Source organism: Massilia polaris, from assembly GCF_012927275.1.
Classification (GTDB): domain Bacteria; phylum Pseudomonadota; class Gammaproteobacteria; order Burkholderiales; family Burkholderiaceae_D; genus Telluria_A; species Telluria_A polaris.
Window position 1 is genome coordinate 17,235 of the sequence record NZ_JABBGG010000019.1, and the last position, 26,696, is coordinate 43,930.

The 26,696-nt window shown below is 60.9% G+C and carries 21 protein-coding genes and 2 pseudogenes; 15 read left to right on the top strand and 8 right to left on the bottom strand.

What is annotated here, in order from left to right:
• Positions 1-7: 7 nt before the first annotated feature.
• Genes ygfZ through HHL21_RS20895 form a run of 3 tightly spaced genes read left to right on the top strand, consistent with a single transcriptional unit; the run spans position 8 to position 2,063 of the window.
• Positions 8-1,036, top strand: coding sequence for a CAF17-like 4Fe-4S cluster assembly/insertion protein YgfZ (gene ygfZ, locus HHL21_RS20885; RefSeq protein ID WP_169469519.1), 1,029 nt, complete (start codon positions 8-10; stop codon positions 1,034-1,036).
• Positions 1,037-1,044: 8 nt separating this feature from the next.
• Positions 1,045-1,335 carry a DUF4936 family protein gene (locus tag HHL21_RS20890; RefSeq protein ID WP_169469521.1) on the top strand — a complete coding sequence of 97 codons (291 nt, stop codon included), beginning with the start codon at positions 1,045-1,047 and terminating at the stop codon, positions 1,333-1,335.
• The gene (locus HHL21_RS20895) at positions 1,326-2,063 is read left to right on the top strand and encodes an NRDE family protein (RefSeq protein WP_169469523.1); all 738 of its coding nucleotides are present in this window, start codon (positions 1,326-1,328) and stop codon (positions 2,061-2,063) included. The genes HHL21_RS20890 and HHL21_RS20895 overlap by 10 nt, the downstream gene beginning before the upstream one ends.
• A gap of 46 nt (positions 2,064-2,109) precedes the next feature.
• Here HHL21_RS20895 and HHL21_RS20900 read toward each other — a convergent pair whose 3' ends face one another.
• The 5 genes from HHL21_RS20900 to HHL21_RS20920 are packed head-to-tail and all read right to left on the bottom strand — an operon-like array spanning position 2,110 to position 6,284.
• Positions 2,110-3,006 (bottom strand): SDR family oxidoreductase, encoded by an 897-nt coding sequence (locus tag HHL21_RS20900; protein WP_169469525.1) that lies wholly within the window; start codon positions 3,004-3,006, stop codon positions 2,110-2,112.
• Positions 3,006-4,004, bottom strand: a complete 999-nt coding sequence (locus tag HHL21_RS20905) for an NADP-dependent oxidoreductase (protein ID WP_169469527.1) — start codon at positions 4,002-4,004, stop codon at positions 3,006-3,008. Before HHL21_RS20905 ends, HHL21_RS20900 begins: the two co-directional genes overlap by 1 nt.
• 3 nt (positions 4,005-4,007) lie before the next feature.
• Entirely contained in the window at positions 4,008-4,790 is a 783-nt protein-coding gene (locus HHL21_RS20910; RefSeq protein ID WP_169469529.1) for an SDR family oxidoreductase, read from the bottom strand.
• Positions 4,790-5,092, bottom strand: a complete 303-nt coding sequence (locus HHL21_RS20915) for a Dabb family protein (protein ID WP_169469531.1) — start codon at positions 5,090-5,092, stop codon at positions 4,790-4,792. Before HHL21_RS20915 ends, HHL21_RS20910 begins: the two co-directional genes overlap by 1 nt.
• Before the next feature lie 13 nt (positions 5,093-5,105).
• On the bottom strand, positions 5,106-6,284 hold the full coding sequence (locus HHL21_RS20920; protein WP_169469533.1) for an acetyl-CoA C-acyltransferase: 1,179 nt from the start codon (positions 6,282-6,284) through the stop codon (positions 5,106-5,108).
• Between the two features lie 224 nt (positions 6,285-6,508).
• On the opposite strand from HHL21_RS20920, the gene HHL21_RS20925 reads away from it, so the two are divergent.
• On the top strand, positions 6,509-8,212 hold the full coding sequence (locus HHL21_RS20925; RefSeq protein ID WP_169469535.1) for an MFS transporter: 1,704 nt from the start codon (positions 6,509-6,511) through the stop codon (positions 8,210-8,212).
• Between the two features lie 100 nt (positions 8,213-8,312).
• On the opposite strand, the gene HHL21_RS20930 is transcribed toward HHL21_RS20925, so the two are convergent.
• On the bottom strand, positions 8,313-10,400 hold the full coding sequence (locus tag HHL21_RS20930; protein ID WP_169469537.1) for a 3-hydroxyacyl-CoA dehydrogenase NAD-binding domain-containing protein: 2,088 nt from the start codon (positions 10,398-10,400) through the stop codon (positions 8,313-8,315).
• A 119-nt stretch (positions 10,401-10,519) separates the two neighbouring features.
• Entirely contained in the window at positions 10,520-12,172 is a 1,653-nt protein-coding gene (locus HHL21_RS20935) for a 3-(methylthio)propionyl-CoA ligase (RefSeq protein ID WP_169469539.1), read from the bottom strand.
• Between the two features lie 204 nt (positions 12,173-12,376).
• Between HHL21_RS20935 and HHL21_RS20940 the strand changes: the two genes are divergently transcribed.
• From HHL21_RS20940 to HHL21_RS20970, 7 genes are all read left to right on the top strand, one after another.
• A complete protein-coding gene (locus tag HHL21_RS20940; protein ID WP_169469563.1) occupies positions 12,377-13,852 on the top strand; it encodes a protein adenylyltransferase SelO in 1,476 nt (491 codons plus the stop codon).
• Positions 13,853-13,861: 9 nt separating this feature from the next.
• Positions 13,862-14,257 (top strand): peptide-methionine (R)-S-oxide reductase MsrB, encoded by a 396-nt coding sequence (gene msrB, locus HHL21_RS20945; protein WP_169469541.1) that lies wholly within the window; start codon positions 13,862-13,864, stop codon positions 14,255-14,257.
• Positions 14,258-14,266: 9 nt separating this feature from the next.
• Positions 14,267-14,899, top strand: a complete 633-nt coding sequence (locus HHL21_RS20950; protein WP_169469543.1) for a septation protein A — start codon at positions 14,267-14,269, stop codon at positions 14,897-14,899.
• A complete protein-coding gene (locus tag HHL21_RS20955) occupies positions 14,896-15,174 on the top strand; it encodes a BolA family protein (protein ID WP_169469545.1) in 279 nt (92 codons plus the stop codon). Before HHL21_RS20950 ends, HHL21_RS20955 begins: the two co-directional genes overlap by 4 nt.
• Positions 15,175-15,283: 109 nt before the next feature.
• The gene (locus tag HHL21_RS20960; RefSeq protein WP_169469547.1) at positions 15,284-16,060 is read left to right on the top strand and encodes a peptidylprolyl isomerase; all 777 of its coding nucleotides are present in this window, start codon (positions 15,284-15,286) and stop codon (positions 16,058-16,060) included.
• A 74-nt stretch (positions 16,061-16,134) separates the two neighbouring features.
• Positions 16,135-16,911, top strand: a complete 777-nt coding sequence (locus HHL21_RS20965; protein ID WP_169469549.1) for a peptidylprolyl isomerase — start codon at positions 16,135-16,137, stop codon at positions 16,909-16,911.
• A 67-nt stretch (positions 16,912-16,978) separates the two neighbouring features.
• Positions 16,979-17,473 (top strand): GNAT family N-acetyltransferase, encoded by a 495-nt coding sequence (locus HHL21_RS20970; protein ID WP_169469551.1) that lies wholly within the window; start codon positions 16,979-16,981, stop codon positions 17,471-17,473.
• Positions 17,474-17,513: 40 nt separating this feature from the next.
• On the opposite strand, the gene purL is transcribed toward HHL21_RS20970, so the two are convergent.
• A complete protein-coding gene (gene purL, locus HHL21_RS20975; protein WP_169469553.1) occupies positions 17,514-21,527 on the bottom strand; it encodes a phosphoribosylformylglycinamidine synthase in 4,014 nt (1,337 codons plus the stop codon).
• A 266-nt stretch (positions 21,528-21,793) separates the two neighbouring features.
• On the opposite strand from purL, the gene HHL21_RS20980 reads away from it, so the two are divergent.
• From HHL21_RS20980 to HHL21_RS20995, 4 genes and pseudogenes are all read left to right on the top strand, one after another.
• Positions 21,794-23,425, top strand: coding sequence for a response regulator (locus tag HHL21_RS20980; RefSeq protein WP_169469555.1), 1,632 nt, complete (start codon positions 21,794-21,796; stop codon positions 23,423-23,425).
• Positions 23,426-23,460: 35 nt separating this feature from the next.
• Complete coding sequence (locus tag HHL21_RS20985; RefSeq protein ID WP_169469557.1) at positions 23,461-24,597, top strand: DUF4062 domain-containing protein; 1,137 nt, start codon at positions 23,461-23,463, stop codon at positions 24,595-24,597.
• A gap of 189 nt (positions 24,598-24,786) precedes the next feature.
• Positions 24,787-25,609: pseudogene (locus HHL21_RS20990) on the top strand (IS5 family transposase); the annotation flags it as partial.
• A 771-nt stretch (positions 25,610-26,380) separates the two neighbouring features.
• Positions 26,381-26,569 (top strand): annotated as a pseudogene (locus tag HHL21_RS20995) (helix-turn-helix domain-containing protein); the annotation flags it as partial.
• Positions 26,570-26,696: the final 127 nt, after the last annotated feature.

Genomic DNA, 26,696 nt, shown 5'->3' on the forward strand with positions numbered 1-26,696 from the left:
CAAATACATGAATAATATAAACAGTTGGAACGACTATCTCGCCTCGGCCGGCGCCCCTGTCCTTACGGCGGACGAGCTTGCCAAGGGCTTCGTTGCCGTGGTCAATGGCCAGGACCTCATCGCCGTCACCGGTGATGACGCCGCCAGTTTCCTGCATGGCCAGCTGACCAATGACGTCGAGCACCTCGGCAACGCCGAAGCGCGCCTTGCCGCCTACTGCTCGCCAAAGGGCCGCATGCTCGCCAGCTTCCTCATGTGGCGCAACGCCGAGTCGGTTTTCCTGCAGGTGCCGTCCGAACTCCGTGCTGCACTGCAAAAGCGCCTTTCCATGTTCGTTCTTCGTGCAAAGGCAAGATTATCCGATGTGTCCGCCGATACTGCAAATTCGGTAACTTTGGGCATCGGCGGCGCCAACGGACAGGCTGCGCTCCAGCAGGTCCTCGGCGCCTTGCCTGCGGCCCCATACACCCGCATCGACCATGCGCTCGGCACCGTCATTCGCCTTGCCGACGCCTTCGGTGCGCCCCGCTACCAGTGGCTGAGCTCGCCGGAGACCGCGCGCGAACTGCTGCCAACCCTGCGTTCAACGTTGGCGTTCGGCGGCAGCGATGCATGGCGTTTGTCGGAGATCCACGCGGGCATCCCGCAAATCACGCTCAAGACCCAGGAACAGTTTGTCCCGCAAATGGTCAACTACGAGCTGATCGGCGGCGTCAATTTCAAGAAGGGCTGCTACCCGGGACAAGAGATTGTCGCCCGCAGCCAGTACCTCGGCAAGCTGAAGCGCCGCACCGCGCTCGCGAGCATCGACAGTATCGATGCGGCCGCCGGTGACGAAGTATTCGACGTTGCCGATCCGGACCAGCCGTGCGGCATGATCGTCAACGCCGCGCCGAACGGTGTTGGCGGCGTCGACGCCCTCGTCGAACTCAAGCTCGCCGCGCTGGAGCAAGGCGAAATTCGCCTCGGCTCCGCGTCCGGCGCCCCGCTGCGCTTCAAGCCGATGCCGTACGCGCTAGACGCGCTCGACCTGTAAGCCCCGCCATGCGCGATCTCTATATCTATTACAAGGTAAGCGAGCGGCACGCCGACGCGCTCGAACTGCGCCTGCGCATCATGCAGGCCGAGCTGGGCGCGCTGAGCGGCGTGTACGGCGAAATCAAGCGCCGTCCCGACAGCCGCGACGGTTTGCAGACCTGGATGGAAATCTACGCCGGCACCGGCGACGACTTTGATGCAGCCCTGTCCGATGCCGAACGCGATGCGGCACTATCGGAACTGATCGAAGGCGAACGCCGCACCGAAGTCTTTATGGATCTAAGCCTATGTGCCTGATTGTTTTTGCCTGGCAGGTTATCCCGGGAGTCCCGCTGATCGCCGCCGCCAACCGCGACGAATTCTACAACCGTCCCGCCACGGCTGCCGACAACTGGGCCGAGGCCCCGAACGTGATTGCCGGGCGCGACCTGAAGGCCGGCGGCACCTGGATGGGTATCACCCAGCAAGGCCCGGATGGCGCGCGGTTCGCGGCGATCACCAATATCCGTGGCCCGCAGGAACGCCGTGCCGATGCGCCGTCGCGCGGTGCGCTGGTGGCGGATTATCTTGCCGGCGACATGACGGCGGCTGATTACATCGCGCACATTGCCAACGGCAGCGACGCTTACAACGGCTTCAACCTGGTGCTTGGCGACCGCAACAGCCTGTACTGGTTCTCGAACCGTGGGGCGGACGATGTACGCAACGGTAAGCAACTGGAGCCGGGCATTTACGGCGTGTCGAACGGATTGCTCGATGCACCATGGCCGAAGGTGGTCAGGAGCAAGGCGCAGTTTGCCAGCTTGCTCTGTCAGGGAGCGCCTGAGGATGCGTACTTCGAGATGCTTGCCGACACGACCCGCGCGCCGGATGCGCGCTTGCCGGATACGGGGATCGAGATTGATCTGGAGCGACAGCTGTCGGCCGTGTGCATTGAAACGCCGGGGTATGGAACGCGGACGTCGACGGTGGTGAAGTTATATTCGAACGCGCCGGCCGAGTTGCACGAACGCCTGGTCCAGTAGGGCGGACAAGCGCGCAGGACTCGGCGTCCCCCGCGACTCCGCCGAATTACATTTTCGACCGCAGCATCTCGCGCACATGCGGCGTCGCTGCATACGGATCGCCCGGATTCCGCTGATGCACGATCGCATCCATCCGTTCGGCCACATTGCCCAGCGCACCCGGATGCGAGTAGATATAGAACTGCCCGTCCCGCACCGCGTCGAAGGTCATCTGCGCCACCTGCGCCGCCGTCACCTTGCCCGACTCGACCGCCTTGACCGTCATCGCCTGCGCGGCCAGCTGGCTGGCCGTCGGCGCCGCGTCCATCTTGACGTCATCCGGCCGGTTCCGATGCGACTGGCTGATACCGGTGGGCACAAAATACGGACACAATACCGACGCCCCGATCGGCGCATTCACAAGCTGCAAATCGTGATAGAGCGTTTCCGTCAGCGACACCACCGCGTGCTTCGACACGTTATAAACACCCATCGCCGGCGCGTTCAACAGGCCCGCCATCGACGCCGTATTCACGATATGCCCCTCGAACGCAGGATCGCTCTTTGCGCACTCCAACATGAGCCGGGTAAAGGTGCGCACACCGTGAATCACACCCCACAGGTTAACGCCGAGCACCCACTCCCAGTCCGCCTCGGAGTTCTCCCATATCAGCCCGCCTGAACCGACGCCAGCGTTATTGAACACCAGGTGAACCGCGCCGAAGCGCGCCATCGCCGCGTCGGCCAGCGCCTGCACCTGCTCGCCCTTGCGCACGTCGCACAGCATCGCCAGCACCTGCGTGCCCTGCCCTTCCAGCTCGCTGCGCGCACGCTCGAGCGCATCGTGCTGCACGTCGGCCAGCACGATCTTCATGCCGAGCCCGGCCGCAATCGACGCGAACTCGCGGCCCAAACCACTGGCGCCGCCGGTGATAACAACGACTTTGCCGGCGAAGTTCTTCATCAGACCAGCTTGACGAGTTGCTTGCCGAAATTACGGCCCTGCAGCAGGCCAATGAAAGCTTCCGGCCCCGCAGCGAGGTTCGGCGCGACCGATTCGCGGTATTTCAGCTTGCCAGTACCAACCAGCATGCCCAGCTCGGCCAGGCCCTGCGGCCAGAACTCCATGTGTTCGGTGACGATGAAGCCGCGCAAGGTCATGCGGTTGGTCAGCAGGAAGCGCGTGTTGCGCAGCGCGGTTTCCTCACCGTTATAGCCGGCGATCAGGCCACACAGTGCAACCCGTGCGAACGCGTTGGTCTGCGATAGCGCACGGTCGAACACCTCGCCGCCGACGTTTTCAAAGATGCCGTCGATGCCGTTTGGCGCCGCTGCCAGCAGGTCGGCCTTCAGGTTGCCCGCCTTGTAATCGACGCAGGCATCGAAGCCCAGCTCGTTGACGACATATGCGCATTTCTCGGGGCCGCCGGCAATGCCGACAGCACGGCAGCCGCGCAGCTTCGCCAGTTGGCCGACAGCGCTACCGACGGCGCCGCTTGCCGCGGTCACCACCACGGTCTCGCCCGCCTTCGGCGCGATGATCTGGTTCAGCCCGTACCACGCGGTCATCCCCGGCATGCCAACGGCTCCGAGGTAAGCCGACAGCGGCACGTGCGTTACGTCGACCTTGCGCAGGTTACGCCCGTCATCGACGCCCATCTCGGCCCAACCCATCATGCCGACGACCTTGTCGCCGACCGAAAACTTGGGATTATTCGATGCGACGACCTCGCCGGCAGTCCCGCCGATCATGGTTTCGTCGAGCGGCTGCGATGCGGCGTAGCTCTTCGCTTCGCTCATGCGGCCACGCATGTAAGGATCGAGTGACAGGTAATGGTTACGCACGAGGACTTCGCCTTCCTTCAACTCAGGGAGCGAAGCGGTTTCGATGCGGAAGTTTTCTGGCAGGACGGCGCCTTTAGGACGCGAGGCCAGGACGATTCGTTGGAAAGTTGGAGTCATGATTTATACCGCTGATACACCGCCATCGACCGCGAGGGTCTGGCCGGTGATGTGTTTGCCAGCATCGGATGCGAACAGCACCGTTGCGCCTTTGAGATCTTCGTCGTCGCCGATCCTGCCGAGCGGGGCGCCGCGCGCCAGCTGGTCGACGCCGATTGCTTCGAGCACGCCCTTGGTCATCTTCGATGGGAAGAATCCGGGCGCAATCGAATTGACGGTAATGTTATAGCGGCCCCACTCGCCCGCCAGCGTGCGCGTGAAGTTGATGACCGCCGCCTTCGAGGTGTTGTAGGCCAGCGTCTGCATCGTGCCCGCCGGGTTGCCGGCAAGGCCAGCAATCGACGAGATATTGATGATGCGGCCGTACTTTCGCGGAATCATCGATAGCTTGCCGACCGCCTGGCTGACCAGGAAAATCCCGCGTATGTTCAGGTTCATCACCTTGTCCCATGCCTCGACCGGATGGTCTTCGGCCGGCGAACCCCAGCTGGCGCCGGCGTTATTGACGAGGATGTCGATGTGGCCGAGGCGTTCGATCGCCTGGCCGACCAGCACCTGTACCTGAGCGTCCTGCGACAGGTCTGCCGCGATGGCCGAAGCATCGATGCCGCGCGACTTCAGGTGCGCGCAGGCCTCGTCAAGTTCTGACTGCTTGCGCGACGAGATGACGACCTTTGCGCCCTGCTCGCCCAGCGCTTCGGCCATTTGCAGTCCAAGCCCGCGCGAGCCCCCGGTGACCAGCGCGGTCCTGCCGGCCAGTGAGAACAGCTCCTGAACGGTACGCATCAGGCGTGGTAATCCATGCACTGGCGGTCGGAGCGCACCGCGCCGATGAACGGCTTGATCGCAACGTGCACCGGATGATCGGCGTAGGCGTCGAGCGACTCCTTGCTGTCGAACTCCGAATACAGCACCACATCATAGGTGGCTTCCAGCCCCGGTTCGGGCAGCTTCACCTCGAACGTCAACGTGCCCGGCACCAGCTGCGCGCAGCTTTCGAGCTTCTGCTTCATCTTCACGGCGTTGGCGGCCTTGTCGGCGCCCTCGGCGAAGTCCTTCAGTTTCCACATCACGATGTGCTTGATCATATTCGTCCCCTGCTCAGACCACTTCGAACAGGCCAGCCGCGCCCTGTCCGCCCCCGATACACATTGTCACCACCACATACTTGACGCCGCGGCGCTTGCCTTCGATCAGCGCATGGCCGACCAGGCGTGCGCCCGACACACCGTACGGGTGGCCGACCGCAATGGCGCCGCCATTCACGTTCAGGCGATCCATCGGAATGCCCAGGCGGTCCGCGCAGTACAGCACCTGCACCGCGAAGGCCTCGTTCAACTCCCACAGGCCGATGTCGGCGACCGACAAACCCGCCTTTTGCAGCAGTTTCGGCACCGCGAACACGGGCCCGATGCCCATCTCGTCCGGTTCGCAGCCAGCCACCGCGAAGCCGCGGAAGATGCCCAGCGGCTGCAGGCCTTTCACTTCGGCGACCCGGCTGCTCATCACCACCGCAACCGACGCACCGTCGGAAAACTGGCTGGCATTGCCGGCGCTGATCACGCCTCCCGGAACTGCCGTACGAATATTAGACACCGCTTCGAGCGTTGTGTCCGCGCGAATCCCTTCATCGGCCGAAATCGTGACTTCGCGGGTCAGCAGCATGCCGGACGCCTTGTCGGCCACGCCCATGACGGTGGTCATCGGCACGATCTCCACATCGAACTTGCCGGCCGCCTGGGCATTGGCTGCGCGCTGCTGGCTCTGCACGCCGTATTCATCCTGCCGGTCGCGGCCGATGTTGTAGCGCTTGGCGACGGTCTCGGCGGTCTGCAGCATCGGCCAGTACAGCTCAGGCTTGTGCTGTTTGAGCCAGGTTTCGGCCAGCATATGGGTATTCATTTCCTGCTGCACGCAGGAGATCGACTCGACGCCGCCGGCGGCGTAAATATCGCCCTCGCCCGCGATGATGCGCTGGGCGGCCAGCGCGATGGTCTGCAGGCCCGACGAGCAGAAACGGTTGACCGTCATGCCCGCAGTGGTGACCGGGCAGCCGCCGCGAAGCGCGATCTGGCGCGCGATATTGGCGCCGGTGGCGCCTTCCGGATTGGCGCATCCGATCAGCACATCCTCGACCTCGCCGGGCTCGATGCCGGCCCGCGCGATGGCCGCCTGCAGCACATGGCCGCCGAGGGTCGCGCCATGCGTCATGTTGAATGCGCCTTTCCACGATTTGGCCAGGCCGGTGCGGGCGGTCGATACGATGACGGCGTCTAACATTGATGTCTCCTGATTGAGGTTGGGAACGCCGTTGCGGCGTACTGATCGATATGAGAATAGCACATTTTAGTACGGTCGTTCGCAAACCATTCTGGCGCCGGGCCGCTTGTAAGCTTTACGTAAGTTTGAAGCAAGAATTACGTAAGTTTAACGGCCCACACTCGGTCACAGTCGAAGCAGTATCGGCTAATCCGATGACACCACATATATACACGGAGACAAACATGGCAATTACCCCCGGCATGACCGCCGACGGACGCAAGGTAACCCCTACGTCCTCGGCGATGACCAAGGAAGAACGCAAGGTCATCTTTGCTTCCTCCCTCGGTACCGTTTTCGAATGGTACGACTTCTACCTGTACGGCGCGCTCGCGAGCATTATCGCGAAGCAGTTCTTCGTCGGCGACCCGACCACCACCTTCATCTTCGCGCTGCTGGCATTCGCTGCGGGCTTCATCGTGCGTCCATTCGGCGCACTGGTGTTCGGCCGCCTTGGCGACATGATCGGCCGCAAGTACACCTTCCTCATCACCATCCTGATCATGGGCGCATCGACCTTCCTGGTCGGCCTGCTGCCTAGCTACGCGCAGATCGGCATCGCGGCGCCTATCATCCTGGTCTCGCTGCGCATCCTGCAGGGCCTGGCCCTGGGCGGCGAATACGGCGGTGCGGCGACTTACGTGGCGGAACACGCGCCGCACGGCAAGCGCGGCTACTTCACCTCCTTCATCCAGACCACTGCGACGCTGGGCCTGTTCCTGTCGCTGCTGGTCATTCTCGGCGTACGTACCGCGCTGGGCGAAGAGGAATTCTCCGCGTGGGGATGGCGCATTCCGTTCCTGGTATCGGTCCTGCTGCTTGGCATCTCGGTGTGGATCCGCCTGTCGATGAATGAATCGCCGGCATTCGCCAAGATGAAAGCCGAAGGCAAGACCTCGAAGGCGCCGCTGAGCGAAGCTTTCCTGAAGCCTAAGAACGCCAAGATCGTCTTCCTCGCACTGGTCGGCCTGACCATGGGCCAGGCGGTCGTCTGGTACACCGGCCAGTTCTACGCGCTGTTCTTCCTGACGCAAACCCTGAAAGTGGACCTGGCGACCGCCAACATCATGGTGGCGGTATCGCTGCTGTTTGCCACCCCGTTCTTCATCGTGTTCGGCATTCTGTCCGATAAGATCGGCCGCAAGGGGATCATCCTGGGCGGCTGCCTGATCGCGGCATTGACCTACTTCCCGATCTTCAGCGCACTGACCCACTACGCCAACCCGGCTTTGGAAAGCGCACTGAAGAATTCCCCGGTGGTGGTGATCGCCGACCCGGCAGCGTGCAAATTCCAGTTCGACATGACCGGCACCAAGAAATTCCCGGCATCGTGCGACATCGCAACGCGCATGCTGACGGCAGCATCGGTCAGCTACACGAAGGTCGACGCCCCAGCTGGTTCGGTGGCGCGCATCAAGATCGGCGACAAGGAATTCACCTCGTTCAACGCCGCCATGACACCGGACGGCCTCAATTTCGACGACGCCAGCAAGGCCGCCGAAACGGCGCTGAAGACGGAAGTCGGCGCCGCGATCAAGGCCGCTGGCTACCCGCCGAAGGCTGACCCTGAGCAGATCAACAAGCCGATGGTCGTGCTGCTGCTGTTCATCCTCGTGATCTACGTGACGATGGTGTACGGCCCGATCGCAGCGATGCTGGTGGAAATGTTCCCAACCCGCATCCGCTACACCTCGATGTCGCTGCCGTACCACATCGGTAACGGCTGGTTCGGCGGCCTGCTGCCGACCACCGCGTTCGCGCTGGTGGCGTTCAAGGGCGACATCTACTACGGCCTGTGGTATCCGATCATCATCGCGCTGATCACGGTTGTGATTGGTATGCTGTTCGTGAAGGAAACCAAGGACAACGATATTTACGCTGCCGATTAAGCGTTTCAACGCTGAAATGAAAATGCCGCAGCGATGCGGCATTTTTTTGCGTGGATATTTGCGGATCCGGTTCTCCGATCCGCAGGCAACAAGCCAACAATCAGCTGTTGAATCCCTTGCCTTCGGCAGCCAGTTTGACCATCAATGGGGCCGGCGTCCACGCGTCGCCATGACGCCCCTTCGCGTACTTGTCCATCGCCATCAGCACATTTGACAGCCCAACCTGGTCGGCATAGAACATCGGCCCGCCGCGGAACAGGGGGAAGCCATATCCGGTCAGATAAACCATATCGATATCCGAAGCACGCATCGCAATCCCCTCTTCCAGGATTTTCGCGCCTTCGTTCACCAGCGAATACACCAGCCGCTCGACAATCTCCTGGTCGCTGATCGTGCGGCGCTCGACGCCCAGCTGGGCCGAATGCCCGACGATCATGTCGTTCACGTCCTGCGACGGATAAGCCTTGCGGTCGCCCGCCTTGTAGTCGTACCAGCCGGCACCCGTCTTCTGGCCGAAACGCCCCTGCTCGCACAGCAGGTCGGCGGTCTTCGAATACGTGAACTCCGGCGACTCGATATTGCGGCGCTTGCGGATCGCCCAGCCGATGTCGTTGCCGGCCATGTCGATCATGCGGAACGGGCCCATCGCAAAGCCAAACTTCTCGATCGCCTTGTCGACCTGCTCCGGCAGCGCGCCTTCGTCCAGCAGGAAACCCGCCTGGCGGCTGTACTGCTCGATCATGCGGTTGCCGATGAAGCCGTCGCATACGCCGGACACAACGCCAGTCTTGCGCAGCTTCTTGGACAAGGCCATGGTCGTGGCGAGAACATCCTTGCCGGTCTTCTCGCCGCGAACGACCTCCAGCAGCTTCATCACGTTGGCCGGGCTGAAGAAGTGCGTGCCGACCACGTCCTGCGGACGGTTGGTAAAGCTGGCGATCCTGTTCAGGTCAAGGGTCGAGGTGTTCGACGCCAGGATCGCGCCCGGTTTCATCACCGAGTCCAGTTTGCGGAACACGGATTCCTTGACGCCCATTTCTTCAAACACCGCTTCGATCACGATGTCGGCGTCGGCAATTTCGTCGTAGGAGAGCGTGCCAGTGATCAGGCCCACACGCTGCTCGAATTTCTCCGGCGTCAGCTTGCCCTTCTTCATCGTGTTTTCATAGTTTTTACGGATCGTCGCCAGGCCTTTATCCAGCGCTTCCTGCTTCGTTTCGACCAGCACGACCGGGATACCGGCGTTGGCGAAGTTCATCGCGATGCCGCCGCCCATGGTGCCGGCGCCGATGATCGCGGCCTTCTTGATGGCGCGCGTTGGCGTGTCCGAAGGAACATCCGGCACCTTGCTGGCGACGCGCTCGGCGAAGAACGCGTGGCGCAGTGCCTTCGACTCGGGCGTCTGGATCAGGTGCAGGAAGCGTTCGCGTTCAAACTTCAGGCCGTCTTCAAACTTCTTCGTGACGGACGCGGCAACGGTCTCGACGCACTCGAGCGGCGCCGGGAACGGGCCGGCCATTGCCTTGACGGTGTTGCGCGAAAACTGGAGGAATGCTTCGTGGTTCGGGTACTCGACTTTGCGGTCGCGCACGCGCGGCAACGGGCGCACGTCCGCGACTTTGGTGGCGAATGCCACGGCCGAATCGACCAGGTTGGCATCGGCGGCAAACACTTCGTCGAACAGCGCGGTGCCGGCCAGCTTATCCGACAGCACCGGCGCGCCGGAAACGATCATGTTCAGGGCCATCTCAAGGCCAAGCACGCGCGGCAGGCGCTGCGTGCCGCCCGCGCCAGGCAGCAGGCCAAGCTTGACTTCCGGCAGCGCGATCTGCGCGCCAGGCATTGCCACGCGGTAGTTGCAGCCAAGCGCCAGTTCCAGCCCGCCACCCATGCACACGCTGTGGATCGCGGCGACGACCGGCTTGGTCGAGCCTTCGGCAACGTTGATCAGGGTATGCAAGGTCGGTTCGGTCAGCGCTTTCGGCGAATTGAATTCCTTGATGTCGGCGCCGCCGGAGAAGACCTTGCCGGCGCCGGTAATCACGATCGCTTTCACGCTGTCGTCGGCCAGCGCCTTGCGGATGCCGTCGACGGCCGCCGTGCGGGTCGCCAGCCCCAGTCCGTTGACTGGTGGATTGTTCAGTGTGATGACGGCTACGCTGCCATTGACCTGGTATTCCGCGCTCATGTCTCTTCCTTTGTTAGTTGACCCAGCAAGTTCTCAACTATACATCACAATAGTACGGTCGTATTATTTTCATTGGCCCGGCTTTCCCGCGCACGCTGGAATGACGGGCCGACGCTGCCTCACGCAGTCGGCAGCTTATGGTCCCGGAACTGCTCGCGCAGCTTGTTCTTCTGGATCTTGCCCGTCGCGCCCATCGGCAGCGCGTCAATGAAGGCGACGTCGTCCGGCATCCAGAACTTCGCGATCTTCCCTTCGAAAAATTTCAGCAGTTCTTCGCGGCCGACTTCCTGGCCCGGACGCTTGACGACCAGCAGCAATGGCCGCTCATCCCACTTCGGATGCGCGACACCGATGCAGGCCGCCTGCAGCACCGCCGGATGCGCCATGGCGATGTTCTCCAGGTCGATGGTGCCGATCCATTCGCCGCCCGACTTGATTACATCCTTGCTGCGGTCGGTAATCTGCATGTAGCCATCGGCATCGATGGTGGCCACGTCGCCGGTCGGGAACCAGCCGTCCTGCAGCACGTCGCCGCCCTCGTTCCGGAAATAGCTGGAGATGATCCACGGTCCCTTGACCAGCAGGTGTCCGTAGGTCTTGCCGTCCCACGCCAGTTCCTTGCCATCGTCATCGACGATCTTCATGTCGACGCCGAATACCGCATGTCCCTGCTTCTGCAGGATCTTGCGTTGCTCTTCCTTCGGCAGCAGCTTGTGCTTGCCCTGCAGGGTGCCGGTGGTGCCTAGCGGCGACATTTCCGTCATGCCCCAGGCGTGGATGACCTGCACGTCGAGCTTGTCAATCAGCGTGTCCATCATCGCCGGTGGGCAGGCCGAGCCGCCGATCACGGTCCGGCGGAAGGTCGAGAACTTCAGGTCGTTCTGCAGCGCGTGGTTGATCAGGCCGAGCCAGACCGTCGGCACGCCGGCCGAGAAGGTGACGCCCTCCGCCTCGAACAATTCATATAGCGATTTTCCGTCGAGCGCCGCGCCCGGATAGACCATCTTCGCGCCCGACAGCAGCACCGAATATGGCAGTCCCCATGCGTTGACGTGGAACATCGGCACCACCGGCAGCACGGTATCGGCGGCCGAGACGTTCAGCGCATTCGGCAGCGCCGAGCCGTAGGCATGCAGCACGGTCGAACGGTGCGAGTACAGCGCGCCCTTCGGGTTGCCCGTGGTGCCGGACGTGTAGCACAGCGATGCGGCCGAATTTTCGTCGAACTGCGGCCAGCTGTAATCATCCGAACTGCTGGCGACCAGGTCTTCATAGCACAGCAGGTTGGCGATCCTGGTTTCCTTCGGCATGTGCTCGCGGTCGGACATCAAGACGAAGGCCTTGACGGTCTTGCAGTGCGCGGCAACCGCTTCGATCAGCGGCAGGAAGGTCAGGTCGAAGAACAGGTACTGGTCTTCTGCGTGGTTGGCGATGTAGGCAATCTGCTCCGGATGCAGGCGCGGATTCATCGTATGCAGCACCGCGCCCGAGCCCGACACCGCGTAATACAGTTCCATGTGGCGGTAACCGTTCCAGGCCAGGGTCGCCACGCGGTCCCCCATCTGGACGCCCAGCCCCGTGAGCACGTTGGCCATGCGGCGCGCGCGCTGGTTCAGGTCGCGGTAGGTGTAGCGATGCATGTCGCCTTCCACCCGGCGCGAGACGATCTCGGAGCTCCCGAAGTGGCGCGCGGCATAGTCGATAATGGTGGAGACAAGCAGGGGCTGGCTCATCATCTGGCCCATCACGGGGCTCATCGGGTACGACGTCATCGACTCTCCTGGCGTTAAGTGTTGCATCGGGAATTTAGTTTCGTGCGAGCGTGCTGAAACCGTCAACGCATTTCGATGCTGCATCGCAGCACCTATCCAGCGTGCATGAGTTACTGAATGTAAGCGCGATTCAATAAGGGGGTGCGCACGAATAGAATCGGCCGCGTACGGTAAAATTCTGATATTGCTTCGGCTAACGACACCATTGGAACTGCCATCACCTCCGACGACCTGCCACTCTTCAATTCGTTCGCAGAATTGCCTCCCGCGTTTTATACGCGCCTGATGCCGACGCCGCTGCCCGCGCCCTACTTTGTCGCGGCCAGCGCCAACGCCGCGGCGCTGGTCGGACTTGATGCGGCCGAGCTCGCGAACGACGACCTTGTCGCCGTGTTCACCGGCAACAAGGTGCCGCCGCGCGCCAAGCCGCTGTCGGCCGTGTATTCGGGACATCAGTTCGGCGTCTGGGCAGGCCAGCTCGGCGACGGCCGCGCCATCGTGATGGGCGAGCTGAAGGGGCCGTCCGGTCCGATGGAACTGCAGCTCAAGGGCGCCGGCCTGACGCCGTACTCGCGCATGGGCGACGGCCGCGCGGTGCTGCGCTCGTCGATCCGCGAGTTCCTGTGTTCCGAGGCGATGGCCGCGCTGGGCGTGCCGACCACGCGTGCACTGATCGTTACCGGTTCCGACCAGGGCGTGCTCCGCGAAACAGTCGAAAGCGCCGCGGTCGTTACCCGCATGGCGCCCAGTTTCGTGCGTTTCGGCTCGTTCGAACACTGGTTCTACCGCGACAAGCCGGAAGAACTGCGGACGCTGGCCGATTACGTCATCCAGACCTTTTATCCGGAATTGGCGGGCGACGAGAACCCGTACAAGTCGCTGCTGGCGGAAGTCACGCGCCGCACCGCGCACCTGATGGCGCACTGGCAGGCGGTCGGCTTCATGCACGGCGTTATGAATACCGACAATATGTCGATCCTCGGACTGACCCTCGATTACGGCCCGTTCGGATTCATGGAAGCGTTCAACTCCGGGCACATCTGCAACCATACCGACCAGCAAGGCCGCTATTCCTATGCCAACCAGCCGCAGATCGGCCACTGGAACTGTTTCGCGCTGGGCCAGGCGCTGCTGCCGCTGATCGGTTCGGTCGAAGACACCGAAGATGCGCTCGAGATCTACCGCCCCGAGTTCGGGCGCCGCATGGACGAGCTGCTGCACGCCAAGCTCGGGCTGACGACCTTCAGCGAGGACGACAGCGCCCTGTTCGACGCGATGTTCAAGCTCATGCAGGACAATCACGTCGATTTCACGCTGTTTTTCCGCCAGCTGGGCAACCTGCGCGTGGACAACCTGGGCAATGACACGGTGATTCGCGACCTGTTTATCGATCGCGTCGCCTTCGACACCTGGGCCGTCGCCTACCGCGAGCGCCTGCGCGCCGAGAACAGCGACGACTGCGTACGCAAGCAGGCGATGGACCGCAGCAACCCCAAATTTGTATTGCGTAATTACCTGGCGCAGATTGCCATCGAAAAGGCGCAGCAAAAGGATTATTCCGAAGTCGCCCGCTTGCTGGCGGTACTCGAAAAACCATTCGACGAACAACCGGGCAACGAGCACTACGCGGCGTTGCCGCCCGACTGGGCAAGCCACCTTGAAGTAAGCTGCTCATCCTAAGGAAGAATCATGGACAAGAAATTCACCAAAACCGACGCCGAATGGCGTGCGATGCTCGAGCCGATGGAATACGAAGTCACCCGTCACGCCGCGACCGAACGCGCTTTTACCGGCAAATACTGGGATCACCACGAGCACGGCATTTACACCTGCGTGTGCTGCAACACCCCGCTGTTCGAGTCCGACACCAAATTCGATTCCGGTTGCGGCTGGCCGAGTTATTTCAAGGCGATCGATCCGGCCAATGTCATCGAAATCGTCGACCGCAGCCATGGTATGCTGCGCACCGAAATTATCTGCGCCGTGTGCGACGCCCACCTGGGACACGTTTTCCCGGATGGCCCGCCGCCAACTGGCCTGCGCTACTGCATTAACTCGGCATCGCTGCGATTCGAACCTAAATAAGAAACATCCATGAAATTCCTGTTCGACTTCTTCCCTATCCTGCTGTTCTTCGGCGTCTTCAAGCTCGGCGAACGCAATACCGACGCGGCCCACGGCATCGTCACGCAATACCTGTCCGGCCTGATTTCAGGCGGGACCATCACGCGCGACCAGGCGCCGATTATCCTGGCCACGGTGGTCGTGATCCTTGCCACGCTGGCGCAGATCGCCTGGGTCAAGCTGCGCGGACGCAAGGTCGACGGCATGTTGTGGATTTCGCTGGCTGTCATTACGGTATTCGGCGGCGCGACGATCTACTTCCACGATGACACTTTCATCAAGTGGAAGCCGACCATTCTCTACTGGGTGTTTGGGTTCGCACTGGCCATCGCTCAGTTCGGCTTCAGGAAAAACCTGATCCGCCAGGTCATGGAGCCGAATATCAAGCTGCCCGATCCGGTATGGGCCAAGGTATCGCTGTCGTGGATGGCGTTCTTCTTCCTGATCGGCGTGCTGAACCTGTTCGCCGCATTCGTGATGTTCAAGACCGACACCAGCGCGTGGGTGAGCTTCAAGCTGTTCGGCCTGACGGGCATCTTCTTTGCCTTCATCGTCGGCCAGACGGTGTTCCTGTCCAAATACATTGAAGAAGAAAAAGCATGAACGCACCAGCTACCCGCCCTGACCGCATCCGCGCCATGCTGACCGAGGCGCTGGCGCCCTCGGTGCTCGAGCTGGCCGACGAGTCCGCCCTGCACGCCGGCCACGCCGGTGCGGCATCCGGCGGCGGCCATTACCGCCTCCGGATCGTCTCCGAGAAGTTCGAAGGACTCAAACTCGTCATGCGCCATCGTCTGGTGTATGATGCCGTGCACACAATGATGCACACTGAAATCCATGCCCTTGCAATCACGGCCCTGGCCCCGTCAGAAATGTGAGCAAGAGTAAATATTCGGTAAGTCTTAAGAAATCTGTTCGACAATTGAAACGCTAAGTAAAATAATTAATCTAATCTTTGTCCGTAACTTTCCCCAACAGGAATTAATAATGACTTTCAAGCCTGCCCTGCTGTCCGCCCTCGTAGCCGCCGTTGCCATGCCAGCATTCGCGCAAAACATCGCTGTAGTGAATGGCAAGGCCATTCCATCGTCCCGCGCTGAAGCGGTCGTCAAGCAGGTCGTGGCGCAAGGCCAGCAGCCGGACACCCCGCAGCTGCGCGAAATGGTCAAGAAAGACCTGATCGCACGCGAAGTCATGATGCAGGAAGCCATCAAGCGCGGCTTCGACAAGGACGCCACCGTCAAGGCCCAGCTGGAAAACGTGCGCCAGAGCCTGGTCGTCAACGCGCTGGCCAAGGAATACATGACCAAGAACCCGATTTCGGACGCCGAGATGAAGGCCGAATACGACCGCTTCAAGGCACAGGCTGGCGACAAGGAATACCATGTCCGCCACATCCTGGTTGAAACCGAAGCCGACGCGAAGGCTGTCATCGCCAAGCTGAAGGCCGGCAGCAAGTTCGAAGACCTGGCCAAGACCTCCAAGGACGCCGGCACCGCGAACAACGGCGGCGACCTGGACTGGGCAACCCCAACCTCGTTCCCGAAACCTTTCAGCGACGCTTTCGTCAGCCTGAAAAAGGGTGAAGTAGCAGCGGCGCCCGTGCAGACGCCAAACGGCTTCCACGTGATCAAGCTGGACGACACCCGCGCTGCCAAGCTGCCGACGTTCGACGAAGTCAAGCCGCAGATCGCCGAAGCGATGGCGCAGAAGAAGCTGATGGCTTACCAGGACGCAATGGTCAAGAAAGCCAAAGTACAATAAGCCGCTTGCTCCGGCGCAGCGCGCCGGCAGCAGTTCGAATCTTGTGATGTGTTGAATTAGATAGGATCTGAATAATGATGTTGAAACCAGCCCGCCTGTTGTTAGTCCTCATCGCGATGGCTGCGGCCCCTGCCTTTGCGCAGAACGTCGCTACCGTCAACGGCAAACCAATCGCTGCCGCCAAGGTCGAGCAGATCGTCAAGCAGGTTGTTGCCCAGGGCAAGCAGACCGACTCGCCGCAACTGCGCGACGCGATCAAGAAAGACCTGGTCGCCCGTGAAGTCATGATCCAGGAAGCCGACAAGCAAGGTTTCGGCACCCGTTCCGAAGTCAAGCAAGCGCTCGAAAACGCCCGCCAGAGCATCGTCATCAACGCGATGCTGGCTGACTACGTTCGCAAGAACCCGGTCAAGGACGCTGAAGCCAAGGCCGAGTACGACAAGTACAAAGCGCAGATGGGCGACAAGGAATACCACGCACGCCACATCCTGGTAGCGACCGAAGAAGAAGCGAAGGCGATCGTCGCCAAGCTGAAGACCGGCGGCAAGTTCGAAGAGCTGGCCAAGCAGTCGAAAGACGGCTCGGCAGCCAACGGCGGCGACCTGGACTGGGCGAGCCCGGCCAACTACGTGCCTGAGTTCTCGAAGGCGATGATCGCCCTGCAAAAAGGCGCGATTACCGAGACCCCGGTCAAGACCCAGTACGGCTTCCACGTGATCAAGCTGGAAGACACCCGCGCTGCCAAGGTTCCTCCGTTCGAGGAAGTCAAGCAGCAGGTCACCGAATCGCTGCAACAGCGCAAGCTGCAGGCTTTCCGTGAAGATCTGATGAAGAAAGCGAAGATCCAGTAAGCTGGGTTTCTGCTAAACAAAGGAGCGCTTCTACGGAAGCGCTTTTTTTACGCCTCGAAAGAAGATCATGGCTATTCGACCGACAACTGAAGAAGACTGGGAAGTGCTGCGCGAGATTCGGCTGGCGTCGCTGGCCGATGCGCCGAGGGCGTTTGGGGTGACTTATGCAACCGCGGCTGCGAACAGCGAGGCGCAGTGGCGTGACCGGGCTGCGGGGCGGGGTCCAGGGCGGTTCGTGCTGGCGTTTGTGGATGGAATAGCGGTTGGCATGGCTGGCGCGGTTGTGAGTTCGGCGGCGGAGTTCAATCTGATTGCGATGTGGGTCAGGCCGGAATATCGGGGCGCTGGCGTGGCTTGCGCTCTCGTGGAAGCCGTCACAGCGAGTGCGATCACGCGGGGATATTCACGCGTCGTGTTGGACGTGTCGCCGGCGAATGAACGTGCAGCGGCTTTCTATCGCAAGCTGGGGTTTGTGTTTTTGCCGGAATGGGAGGCGCTTGAGAGTCATCCCGAAGTCACGGTCCAGAAGATGGAATGGGTGCGTCAAACGCAGGACGGATAAGCGCAACGCGCTTATCCGTCCTGCTATTTAATGGCTGTGATCAACCAACCCACTTCCGCGCATTGCGGTACATGCGCATCCACGGCGATTCCTCACCCCACGATTCAGGATGCCACGACTGCTGCACCGAGCGGAATACGCGCTCGGCGTGCGGCATCATTACCGTGAAGCGGCCGTCAGCCGTTGTCACCGCCGTCAAACCGGCTGGCGAACCGTTCGGGTTGTACGGATACATTTCGGTCGCATCGCCACGGTTGTCGACATAGCGCAGCGTCTTGACGACCTGGCTGATATCGCCGGTCTGCGAGAAGTCCGCAAAGCCTTCACCATGCGCCACCGCGATCGGCGTCATCGTGCCAGCCATCCCGCTGAAGAACATCGACGGCGAGTCGAGCACTTCAACCATCGAGAAGCGCGCTTCGAACTGCTCCGATTTATTGCGCGTGAACTTAGGCCATGCCTGCGCGCCCGGAATGATCGACTTCAGGTTGCTCATCATCTGGCAGCCGTTGCAAACACCCAGGCCGAAGCTATCGCCGCGTGCGAAGAAGCGCGCGAACTGGTCGGCCAGCTTTTCGTTGAACAGGATCGTCTTGGCCCAGCCTTCGCCGGCACCCAGCACGTCGCCGTACGAGAAGCCGCCCACGGCGATAATGCCCTGGAAGTCGTCCAGCTTGACGCGGCCTGCAATCAGGTCGCTCATGTGCACGTCAACCGCCGCAAAACCTGCCTGGTGCATGACCCACGCCGTTTCGATATGCGAGTTGACGCCCTGCTCACGCAGGATCGCCACACGAGGACGCACGCCGGTCGCCAGGAACGGCGCCGCGATATTCTCCGACGGGTCGAAGGTCAGGCGCGGCGCGATGCCAGGATCGGTTTCGTCGAGCAGGCGGTCGTATTCCGAATCCGCACATGCCGGATTGTCGCGCAGGCGCGCGATGCGCCAGCTGGTGTCGCTCCACAGGCGGTGCAGCGCGCTGCGGGCCTGGCTGTAGATGATTTTGGCGTCGCGCGTGAATTCGATCACGCCGCGGTCGTTCGGCTTGCCGATAATGTGGCTGCAGGCGCCCAGGTCGTGCTCGCGCAGCACGTTCATCACGTCGCTGCGTTGGTCGGTGCGCACCTGGATTACCGCGCCCAGTTCTTCGCTGAACAGCGCGCGCAGGGTCAGTTCGTTGCGGCGCTCGGCCACCTGCCCTGTCCAGTTCTTGGCATCGCCCCAGTCGGACGAGTGTTCGCCCTCGTGCGCGAGGATGTCGAGATTGATCGACAGGCCGCTGCGGCCGGCAAACGCCATCTCGCACAGCGTGGCAAACAGGCCGCCATCGGAACGGTCGTGGTACGCGAGCAGTTTGCCGTCGGCGTTCAGCTGCTGGATCGCCTTGAAGAAGCCCTTCAGGTCTTCCGGATTGTCGACGTCTGGCGCGTCGTTGCCAAGCTGCTGGGTCACCTGGGCAAGCGCGGAGGCGCCGAGGCGGTTCTTGCCGCGTCCGAGGTCGATCAGGATCATCGACGTTTCGCCGGCATCCATGCGGACTTGCGGTGTCAGCGACTTCCGAATGTCGTACACAGGCGCGAACGACGAGACGATCAGGGAGACAGGCGAGGTGACAGCCTTCTGCGCATCTTCGTCGCGCCACGTGGTGCGCATCGACAGCGAATCTTTACCGACCGGGATGCTGATCCCCAGCGCCGGGCACAGGTCCATGCCAACCGCTTTCACGGTGTCGAACAGCGCTGCGTCCTGGCCTGGCTGGCCGCATGCAGCCATCCAGTTAGCCGACAGCTTGATGTCCGAGATGTCCTTGATCGGAGCAGCGGCGATGTTGGTGACTGCCTCGCCGACTGCCATGCGGCCCGATGCGGCAGCGTTGATGACGGCCAGCGGCGTGCGTTCGCCCATCGCCATCGCTTCGCCGAGATAGCCTTCGAAGCTCATCGCGGTGACCGCGCAATCGGATACCGGCACCTGCCACGGGCCGACCATCTGGTCGCGCACGGTGGTGCCGCCGACGGTACGGTCGCCGATGGTGATCAGGAAGGACTTGTCCGCTACCGTCGGCAGCAGCAGTACGCGCTCGGCGACGTCCGTCAGGTCAAGACCGGTCAGGTCGATCGGCGGATACTCGTTCGACACGTGCTTCACGTCGCGCAGCATCTTTGGCGGCTTGCCGAGCAAGACGTCCATCGGCATGTCGACCGGCGAGTTGCCCAGTTCCGGATCGATCAGCTTGAGCTGGCGTTCTTCGGTAGCGACGCCGACTGCCGCGAACGGGCAGCGCTCGCGCTCGCACATCGCGGCGAACAGCGGCAGGTTGTCCGGCGAGATCGCCAGAACATAGCGTTCCTGCGATTCGTTACTCCAGATTTCCTTCGGCGCCATGCCGCTTTCTTCGAGCGGCACTTTGCGCAGGTCGAAGATCGCGCCGCGTCCGGCGTCGTTGGTGATTTCAGGGAAAGCGTTCGACAGGCCGCCCGCGCCCACATCGTGGATCGAGATGATCGGATTGTCGGCGCCCATCTGCCAGCATGAGTTGATGACTTCCTGCGCGCGGCGTTCCATCTCCGGGTTGCCGCGCTGGACCGAGTCGAAGTCCAGGTCGGCGGTGTTGGTACCGGTTGCCATCGACGATGCGGCGCTGCCGCCCATACCGATGCGCATGCCGGGGCCGCCCAGCTGGACCAGCAGGCTGCCGACCGGGATGTCGTTCTTGTGGGTGTGCGCGGCCGAGATGCTGCCGATGCCGCCGGCGATCATGATCGGCTTGTGATAGCCGTACACGGTGTCGCCGACGTTCTGTTCATACGTACGGAAGTAGCCGCCGAGGACCGGGCGGCCGAATTCGTTACTGAACGCGGCGCCGCCAATCGGGCCCTCGATCATGATCTGCAGTGCCGACGCGATGCGGTCAGGCTTGCCGTACACGCCCGCTTCCGCGCGCTGTGCGACCGGTGCGGTGACGCTGGCGGCATTCTCCCACTTGCGCTCAGCGCCAGGGATCGACAGGTTCGACACCGTGAACCCGGTCAGGCCAGCCTTTGGTTTCGCGCCGCGACCGGTCGCACCTTCGTCGCGGATCTCGCCGCCAGCGCCGGTGGAGGCGCCAGGGAATGGGGAAATCGCGGTCGGGTGGTTGTGCGTTTCGACCTTCATCAGGATGTGGGTCAGTTCGGTCGACGCCGCGTACTCGTGGTTCGCGCCGCGCGGGTAGAAGCGCGTGACGGTGCCGCCTTCGATGATCGACGAGTTGTCGCTGTACGCGACGACGGTGCCGCGCGGGTTCAGCTGGTGCGTGTTCTTGATCATCTGGAACAGCGACTTCGGCTGCTTCTCGCCGTCGATGATCCAGTCGGCGTTGAAGATCTTGTGGCGGCAATGCTCGCTGTTCGCCTGCGCGAACATCATCAGTTCGACGTCGGTCGGATTGCGCTTCGCCTTGGTGAAGGCGTCGTGCAGGTAGTCGATTTCGTCGTCCGACATGGCCAGGCCAAGCTCGCTGTTGGCCGTTTCCAGCGCGGACTTGCCGGCGCCAAGGACGTCGATCGATTCGAGCGGGCGTGCTTCCAGTTCGCTGAACAGGTTGGCCGCGTCGTCGGCGTTGCGCAGCACGCTTTCGGTCATGCGGTCGTGCAGCAGGCCGGCGACGGCGACCGCCTCGTCCGCGCCCAGCTTCTTGGCAGCGCCGATGCCGAGCAGGCCATGCTTCAGGGTCACCGTGTAGGCGATGCCGCGCTCGATGCGGTGCACGTGGCCCATGCCGCAGTTGTGCGCGATGTCGGTCGCCTTTGACGCCCATGGCGAAATGGTGCCGAGGCGCGGGATGACGAAGAACTCTTCGCCGCCCTCCTGCCCTGCTGCTGCCGGTTCGCCATACGTCAGCATGGCGCTGAGACGCTCAGTATCTTGCGCCGATAGCGGCGCACTGGTGTCGATGAAGTGGTAGAACCGTCCCTGGACCGCCGTGATCGCGGGCGCGACGGCTTGCAACTGGCTCAGGAGGCGTTGGGTACGGAAGACAGACAGGGCATTGGAACCCGGCAGAATCAACATGTTTGGAAGATGGTTGATGCAGCGTGGCTGCGGGTTAAAGGTAAGTGAGACACTGGTGCGTGATGCAGAATTCCTTTAGGCCGCTATTATACCGCGTCGCACCATCCCCTGACAGCTTCCACTCTGGTAGCGATATGCAACAGTTTGACTGCTCATGCGCAATCCCTGTTGCCGGGAACATAACAATAGCGTATCGTTGAGTTTCAAGAATTGCCATAGACAACTAAAATCAGACGAGACCCTGGACAAAGGGCGAGAGTGAGAGCATGGACGACAACAGCAACCTGACCGTATTGGTCATCGACCCGAACCCCGGCATGCGCGGCAGCCTGCAGAACATGCTGAACATGTCGAACATCAGCAAGATCGAGTTCGCGGTCAGTTCCGGCACGGCGATCCGCAACCTGTCGCGCAAGGCGTACGACATCATCCTGTGCGAGTATGACCTCGACAGCGGCGGCGAGAACGGCCAGGACGGCCAGCAGCTGCTGGAAGACCTGCGCCACCACAAGCTGATCGGCATGGGCGCCATTTTCATCATGCTTACCTCCGAGGGCGTCTACAGCAAGGTCGTCAGCGCGGCCGAACTGACGCCGACCGACTACATCCTCAAGCCGTTCACCGTCGATGTGCTCATGCAGCGCATCACGCGCGCGGTCGATCGCCGCAGTGTGTTCCTGCCGACGTACAAGCTGATCGACCAGGGCAGCCTGCGTGAAGCGATCCGTTCATGCGTGGCGGCCGAGAACGCGCACCCGCGCTACGCCGCCGACTTTGTGCGGCTGCGCGCCGAACTGCACGTCAGCCTGAATGAATTTCCGGAAGCCGAACACCTGTACACCGCGATGCTCGGCGTGAAGCAGGTTGGCTGGGCATCGCTCGGCCTGGCACGCACCCTGTTCACACAGGGCCGCGTCGAGGAAGCCGAAAATGTCCTCACCCAGCTGGTCAGCGTCAATCCGAAGCTGATGGCGGCCTACGACCTGCTGGCCAAGTGCCATGAAGCGAACGGTTCGGCCGCGCGCGCGCAGCAGGTGCTGGAAGAAGCCGTATCGATCTCGCCGCACATGGTGCGCCGCCTGCGCCACCTGGGCGAAGTGGCGCTCGGCGCCGGCGATGTGACCGCCGCCGAGAAGTCATTCAAGCAGGTGGTGACGAAAGCGAAGTATTCCGAATTCCGCGACCCGGAAGACCACGTCAACCTGGTCAAAACGCTGGTCCAGAAAGGCGATGCGACGCAGGCCAGCGGCGTGATCCGCGACCTCGAGCGCTCGATGCGCGGCAATCCGAACGTCGACGCCTGTAAGGCGATTTCCTTCGCGATGCTGCACGAGGCGGCCGGCAACAGCGCCGCCGCGGTCGCTGAGCTGAATAACGCAGTTGGCGCGGTGCGCGCCAGTAGCGGCTTGTCGAGCAAGCTGCGCATCGGCCTGGCCGAGAGCTGCCTCGCGCACAAGCTTGACCAGGGCGCGGCGGAAGTCATGCTGTCGGTGATGAACGACGCCAAGAGCGGCGTGTCGACGCAGCAGGCGATGAGCGTGTTCGTCAAAGCCGGCCGCCCGGATCTTGCGGACGGCATGGGCGCGCAGCTCAAGGCGCAGGCGCAGATCCTGCTCGGCGTCGCGGCAGAGAAAGCCAACATGGGTGACATCAAGGGCGCGGTGCAGTCGCTGCTCGAAGCGATGCACATGTCGCCGGGGAACCTGCAGGTGATGATCGCCGTGGCGAAGGGCATCCTGCGGCAGCTGTCCGAACTCGGATGGGATCACCCGCTGGCGGAAGTCTGCCAGGCCCAGATCGCGGCCATCCACAAGATCGATCCGGCGCATCCGCAACTGGAGCTGATCAACAACGAGTACAACGCGCTGAAGCGCAAGTACGGGATTGCGGCGGCTTAACGCAGCTGATTATTAGATTAGGAAAAAAATTTAGCATGGCCGCACCCAAAGTTTTCGTAAGCTCGACCTGTTTTGATTTGAGCGAGGTACGTGAGCAGCTGACTCGTTTCATTCTTTCTTACGGTTTTGACCCGGTATTAAGTGAAAATGGTGACGTGTTTTATAAACCCGACTGCCATACGCATGAGTCATGCCTTCACGAGGTGGCAAACTGCCAGCTTTTTATCCTGATTATCGGCGGTCGGTTCGGTGGTGAATATATCGCAGATCGAACCAAATCAATCACAAATGCTGAATATGCAGCTGCCCGGCAATGCAACATTCCAATCTTTACTTACGTTCGGAGCGGCGTTCTTGCCAATCACCATCTCTACCAGCAGAACCGGAAGAAAGCGTTCGTGTCTGATATAGAGTACCCGGCAATCGAGAAACAGGAGTATGCGTTGGATATCTTCCGGTTTGTAGATGATGTTCGAAAGAGTCCTGCAAACAACGCTCTTGAAGGCTTTGTAAATTTTCAGCATATTGAGAGCCACCTTCGCAAGCAGTGGGCAGGAATGTTTTTCGAATTATTGAGATCGCGCGAGCTTACTGCGCAAATGGACGTTACCAATCATTTAATTTCTGGCGTTCGAGCGTCAAACCAGAAACTGGAAGAACTAATAAAATCTCTGTACATCTCGTCGAATAAAGTCACCGCAGAAAAGGAGATCGCATCGATTGAAGCGGTTAGCGAGATAGAAGTCTTCTTCGAGACCGTCTTGCATCCCGACTGGATTAAAGAGGGAAAATACTTGCTCGACAGCGCAAGAGTAGACTTAACTGCGATCTCGCATATCGCTCCTGCCGATCTAACCTGGCATCAATATCTAGTGACGACTGGACTTTTCGAATACGATGAGATCCCAATTGATCCAGCTGATGATGATTCGGATTTTGAAATAGCGCTCAAGTGCATGGTTACGGTAGAAAGCAACAGCTATTTCATGATCGGAATAGATAGACGAGAAAACGGCATGACGCCTGAATGGTTCGAGCGTGGAGTTCGATCATCGACCCCGGAGCAAAGGGAGAAAGCTTTATCAAGAATTTTTGACAAGTATGCAGCCTCAAGCTCTAAAAAGCCCCGTCGAAAGCTACCTAATTTGACGTCAGCCGGACGGAACGAGTAACTGATTAAATTCGGGTGTCATCTACTTAACAACAGAACATTACTATTCCGGCGCGGCCCCGTGTTGCGCCCAGTTTTCTTGCCATTACAAAGCGCCGCTAGGGAAACGCTGATTTATTGATCGCCGACCGTTTCGCCAGCACACCTGAGCTGAGACAATATCGTTCCATTAACCATTGCCCCGCTGACCATGCGGAAGGGTTTTTCCGATCTTGAGTACGCCAACAAGAAGAAGCTCACGCGGCGTGACCGCTTTCTCGCGGAGATTGACAAGGCAACCCCGTGGGACAAGCTGCATCAGGCGATCGAACCGTTCTATCCGAAGCTCAGCGGACCAGGTCGCCCGCCAATCGGTTTGGCGCGCATGCTGCGCATGTAAGTGGCCCAGCAGTGCTTTGGCTTATCGGATGAAGGCATCGAAGATGCGATCTACGACAGCCAGGCTATTAGCGGCTCTGTCGGTATCAACCTCAATTGCGAGTCGGCGCCGGACGCGACAACGCTGCTTAAGTTAAGTTCCGCCACCTGCTCGAAGCGAACGGCCTGACGCGCAAGATCCTCGACACCATCAACGCGCACTTGGCCGAGAAGGGTTTGATGATGCGCGAGGTGGCCATCGTCGAACGCGACCTTGATCGCAGCGCCGCGTTCGACCAAGAACAAGGACGGCCTGCGTGACCCGGAAATGCACCATCGAAAAAGGGTAATGACTGGCACTTCGGCATGAGGGCCCATGTCGGCGTAGATGCGACGTCGGGTCTCGTACACACGCTGAATGGCCGAAACGTCGCCGACGCGACGCACGCGGGTGCGCTCTTGCACGGCGACGAAATTGCGGCACTTGGCGACGCCGGCTATCAGGGTGTTGAGAAACGAGAGGAGAACAAGGATAAAACTTTCACGTGGCACGTAGCGATGAAGCAATCCAAGCGCAAGGCGCTGCCCAAGAACAAGATCGGGCGCCACGCGAGAAGCTGGAACAGCTCATGGCGAGCGTGCGGGCGAAGGTTGAGCTGTACTAGATCAGACTTGACCTGACACACGACGTCCGACGACCGGCAGCATCCGCACCCCAAAGCTGACGGTCGCGATTGCGAACTCAAGCAGTCTGTTCGTACTGCGCTTTAAGTCGACAACGAGGAAAGCGAATGCTCATTGCGGCACAAGCGCGACTAGCGACGATCAGCGGCCCCATTCAGGCATTAGGCCCGTTCTGAAGCAGGCGGCGGTGGAAACTCGCGAACTCGATATTGACGGGCACCGAGTAGTCGCACAGTTGCAGGACGCTCTCGCGGCACAAGCAGACCGAACGTAAATCGCGATGTTGACGCCATGCAGCGTCACCGCTGACTGTGCTGACTTTCGCGCGCTAGGATTTCCCTTTTGCCTGGATGGCAAACAAGGGGCCCTAAGTTGCTGTCATTTACGTTGAGCAGTGAGCAGATGTAGATCGAACCGCGCGACAGCGGCGGGACACTCCCATCTGGTCCGTCTGACCGGTGGGGTCCCACTATAGATCGTTTGCTTGAGCAGGGGGCGTCGCAACTGTGTCCGCACCATGAGTTGATGCGGCTTACCGGGCACCAGATTGACGATCGGATCGGTGATAGGCGTGACGCCGCGCTCAAGCGGAACGAGTTTGGGGCGCACGATCTCGGCGGCCATCAGGTGTAGTAGTTCCGACTTGATCTGACAGTAAGGCCTTGCCAAAGGGTGGGGTTACCCGGTTTGATAGAGGTGCGAATCTTTATTAAACCAGCGCGTAAGCGCCAAGGAGTAACCCCATGAGCAGTGTTCCGCAAAGCGTCATCAAACACAAGGTCGGTCTGCTAAATCTGGCAACTGAGCTTGGCAACGTATCCCGCGCCTGTAAGGTGATGGGCTTTTCCCGCGATACCTTTTATCGTTACCAGTCGGCCGTCGAGGCCGGCGGAGTCGATGCCCTGATCGACGCGAACCGCAAGAAACCCAATTGCGTATTCCGGTCAACGTGACCGCTGATTCCGGCCTATCGTGACCGCTGCGCATTCGATGATGTTACGCGTTTAAATTGTAAAGGCTGCGGTCACGATGGGTCGATATTTCTCTCCTTTTTGCTAG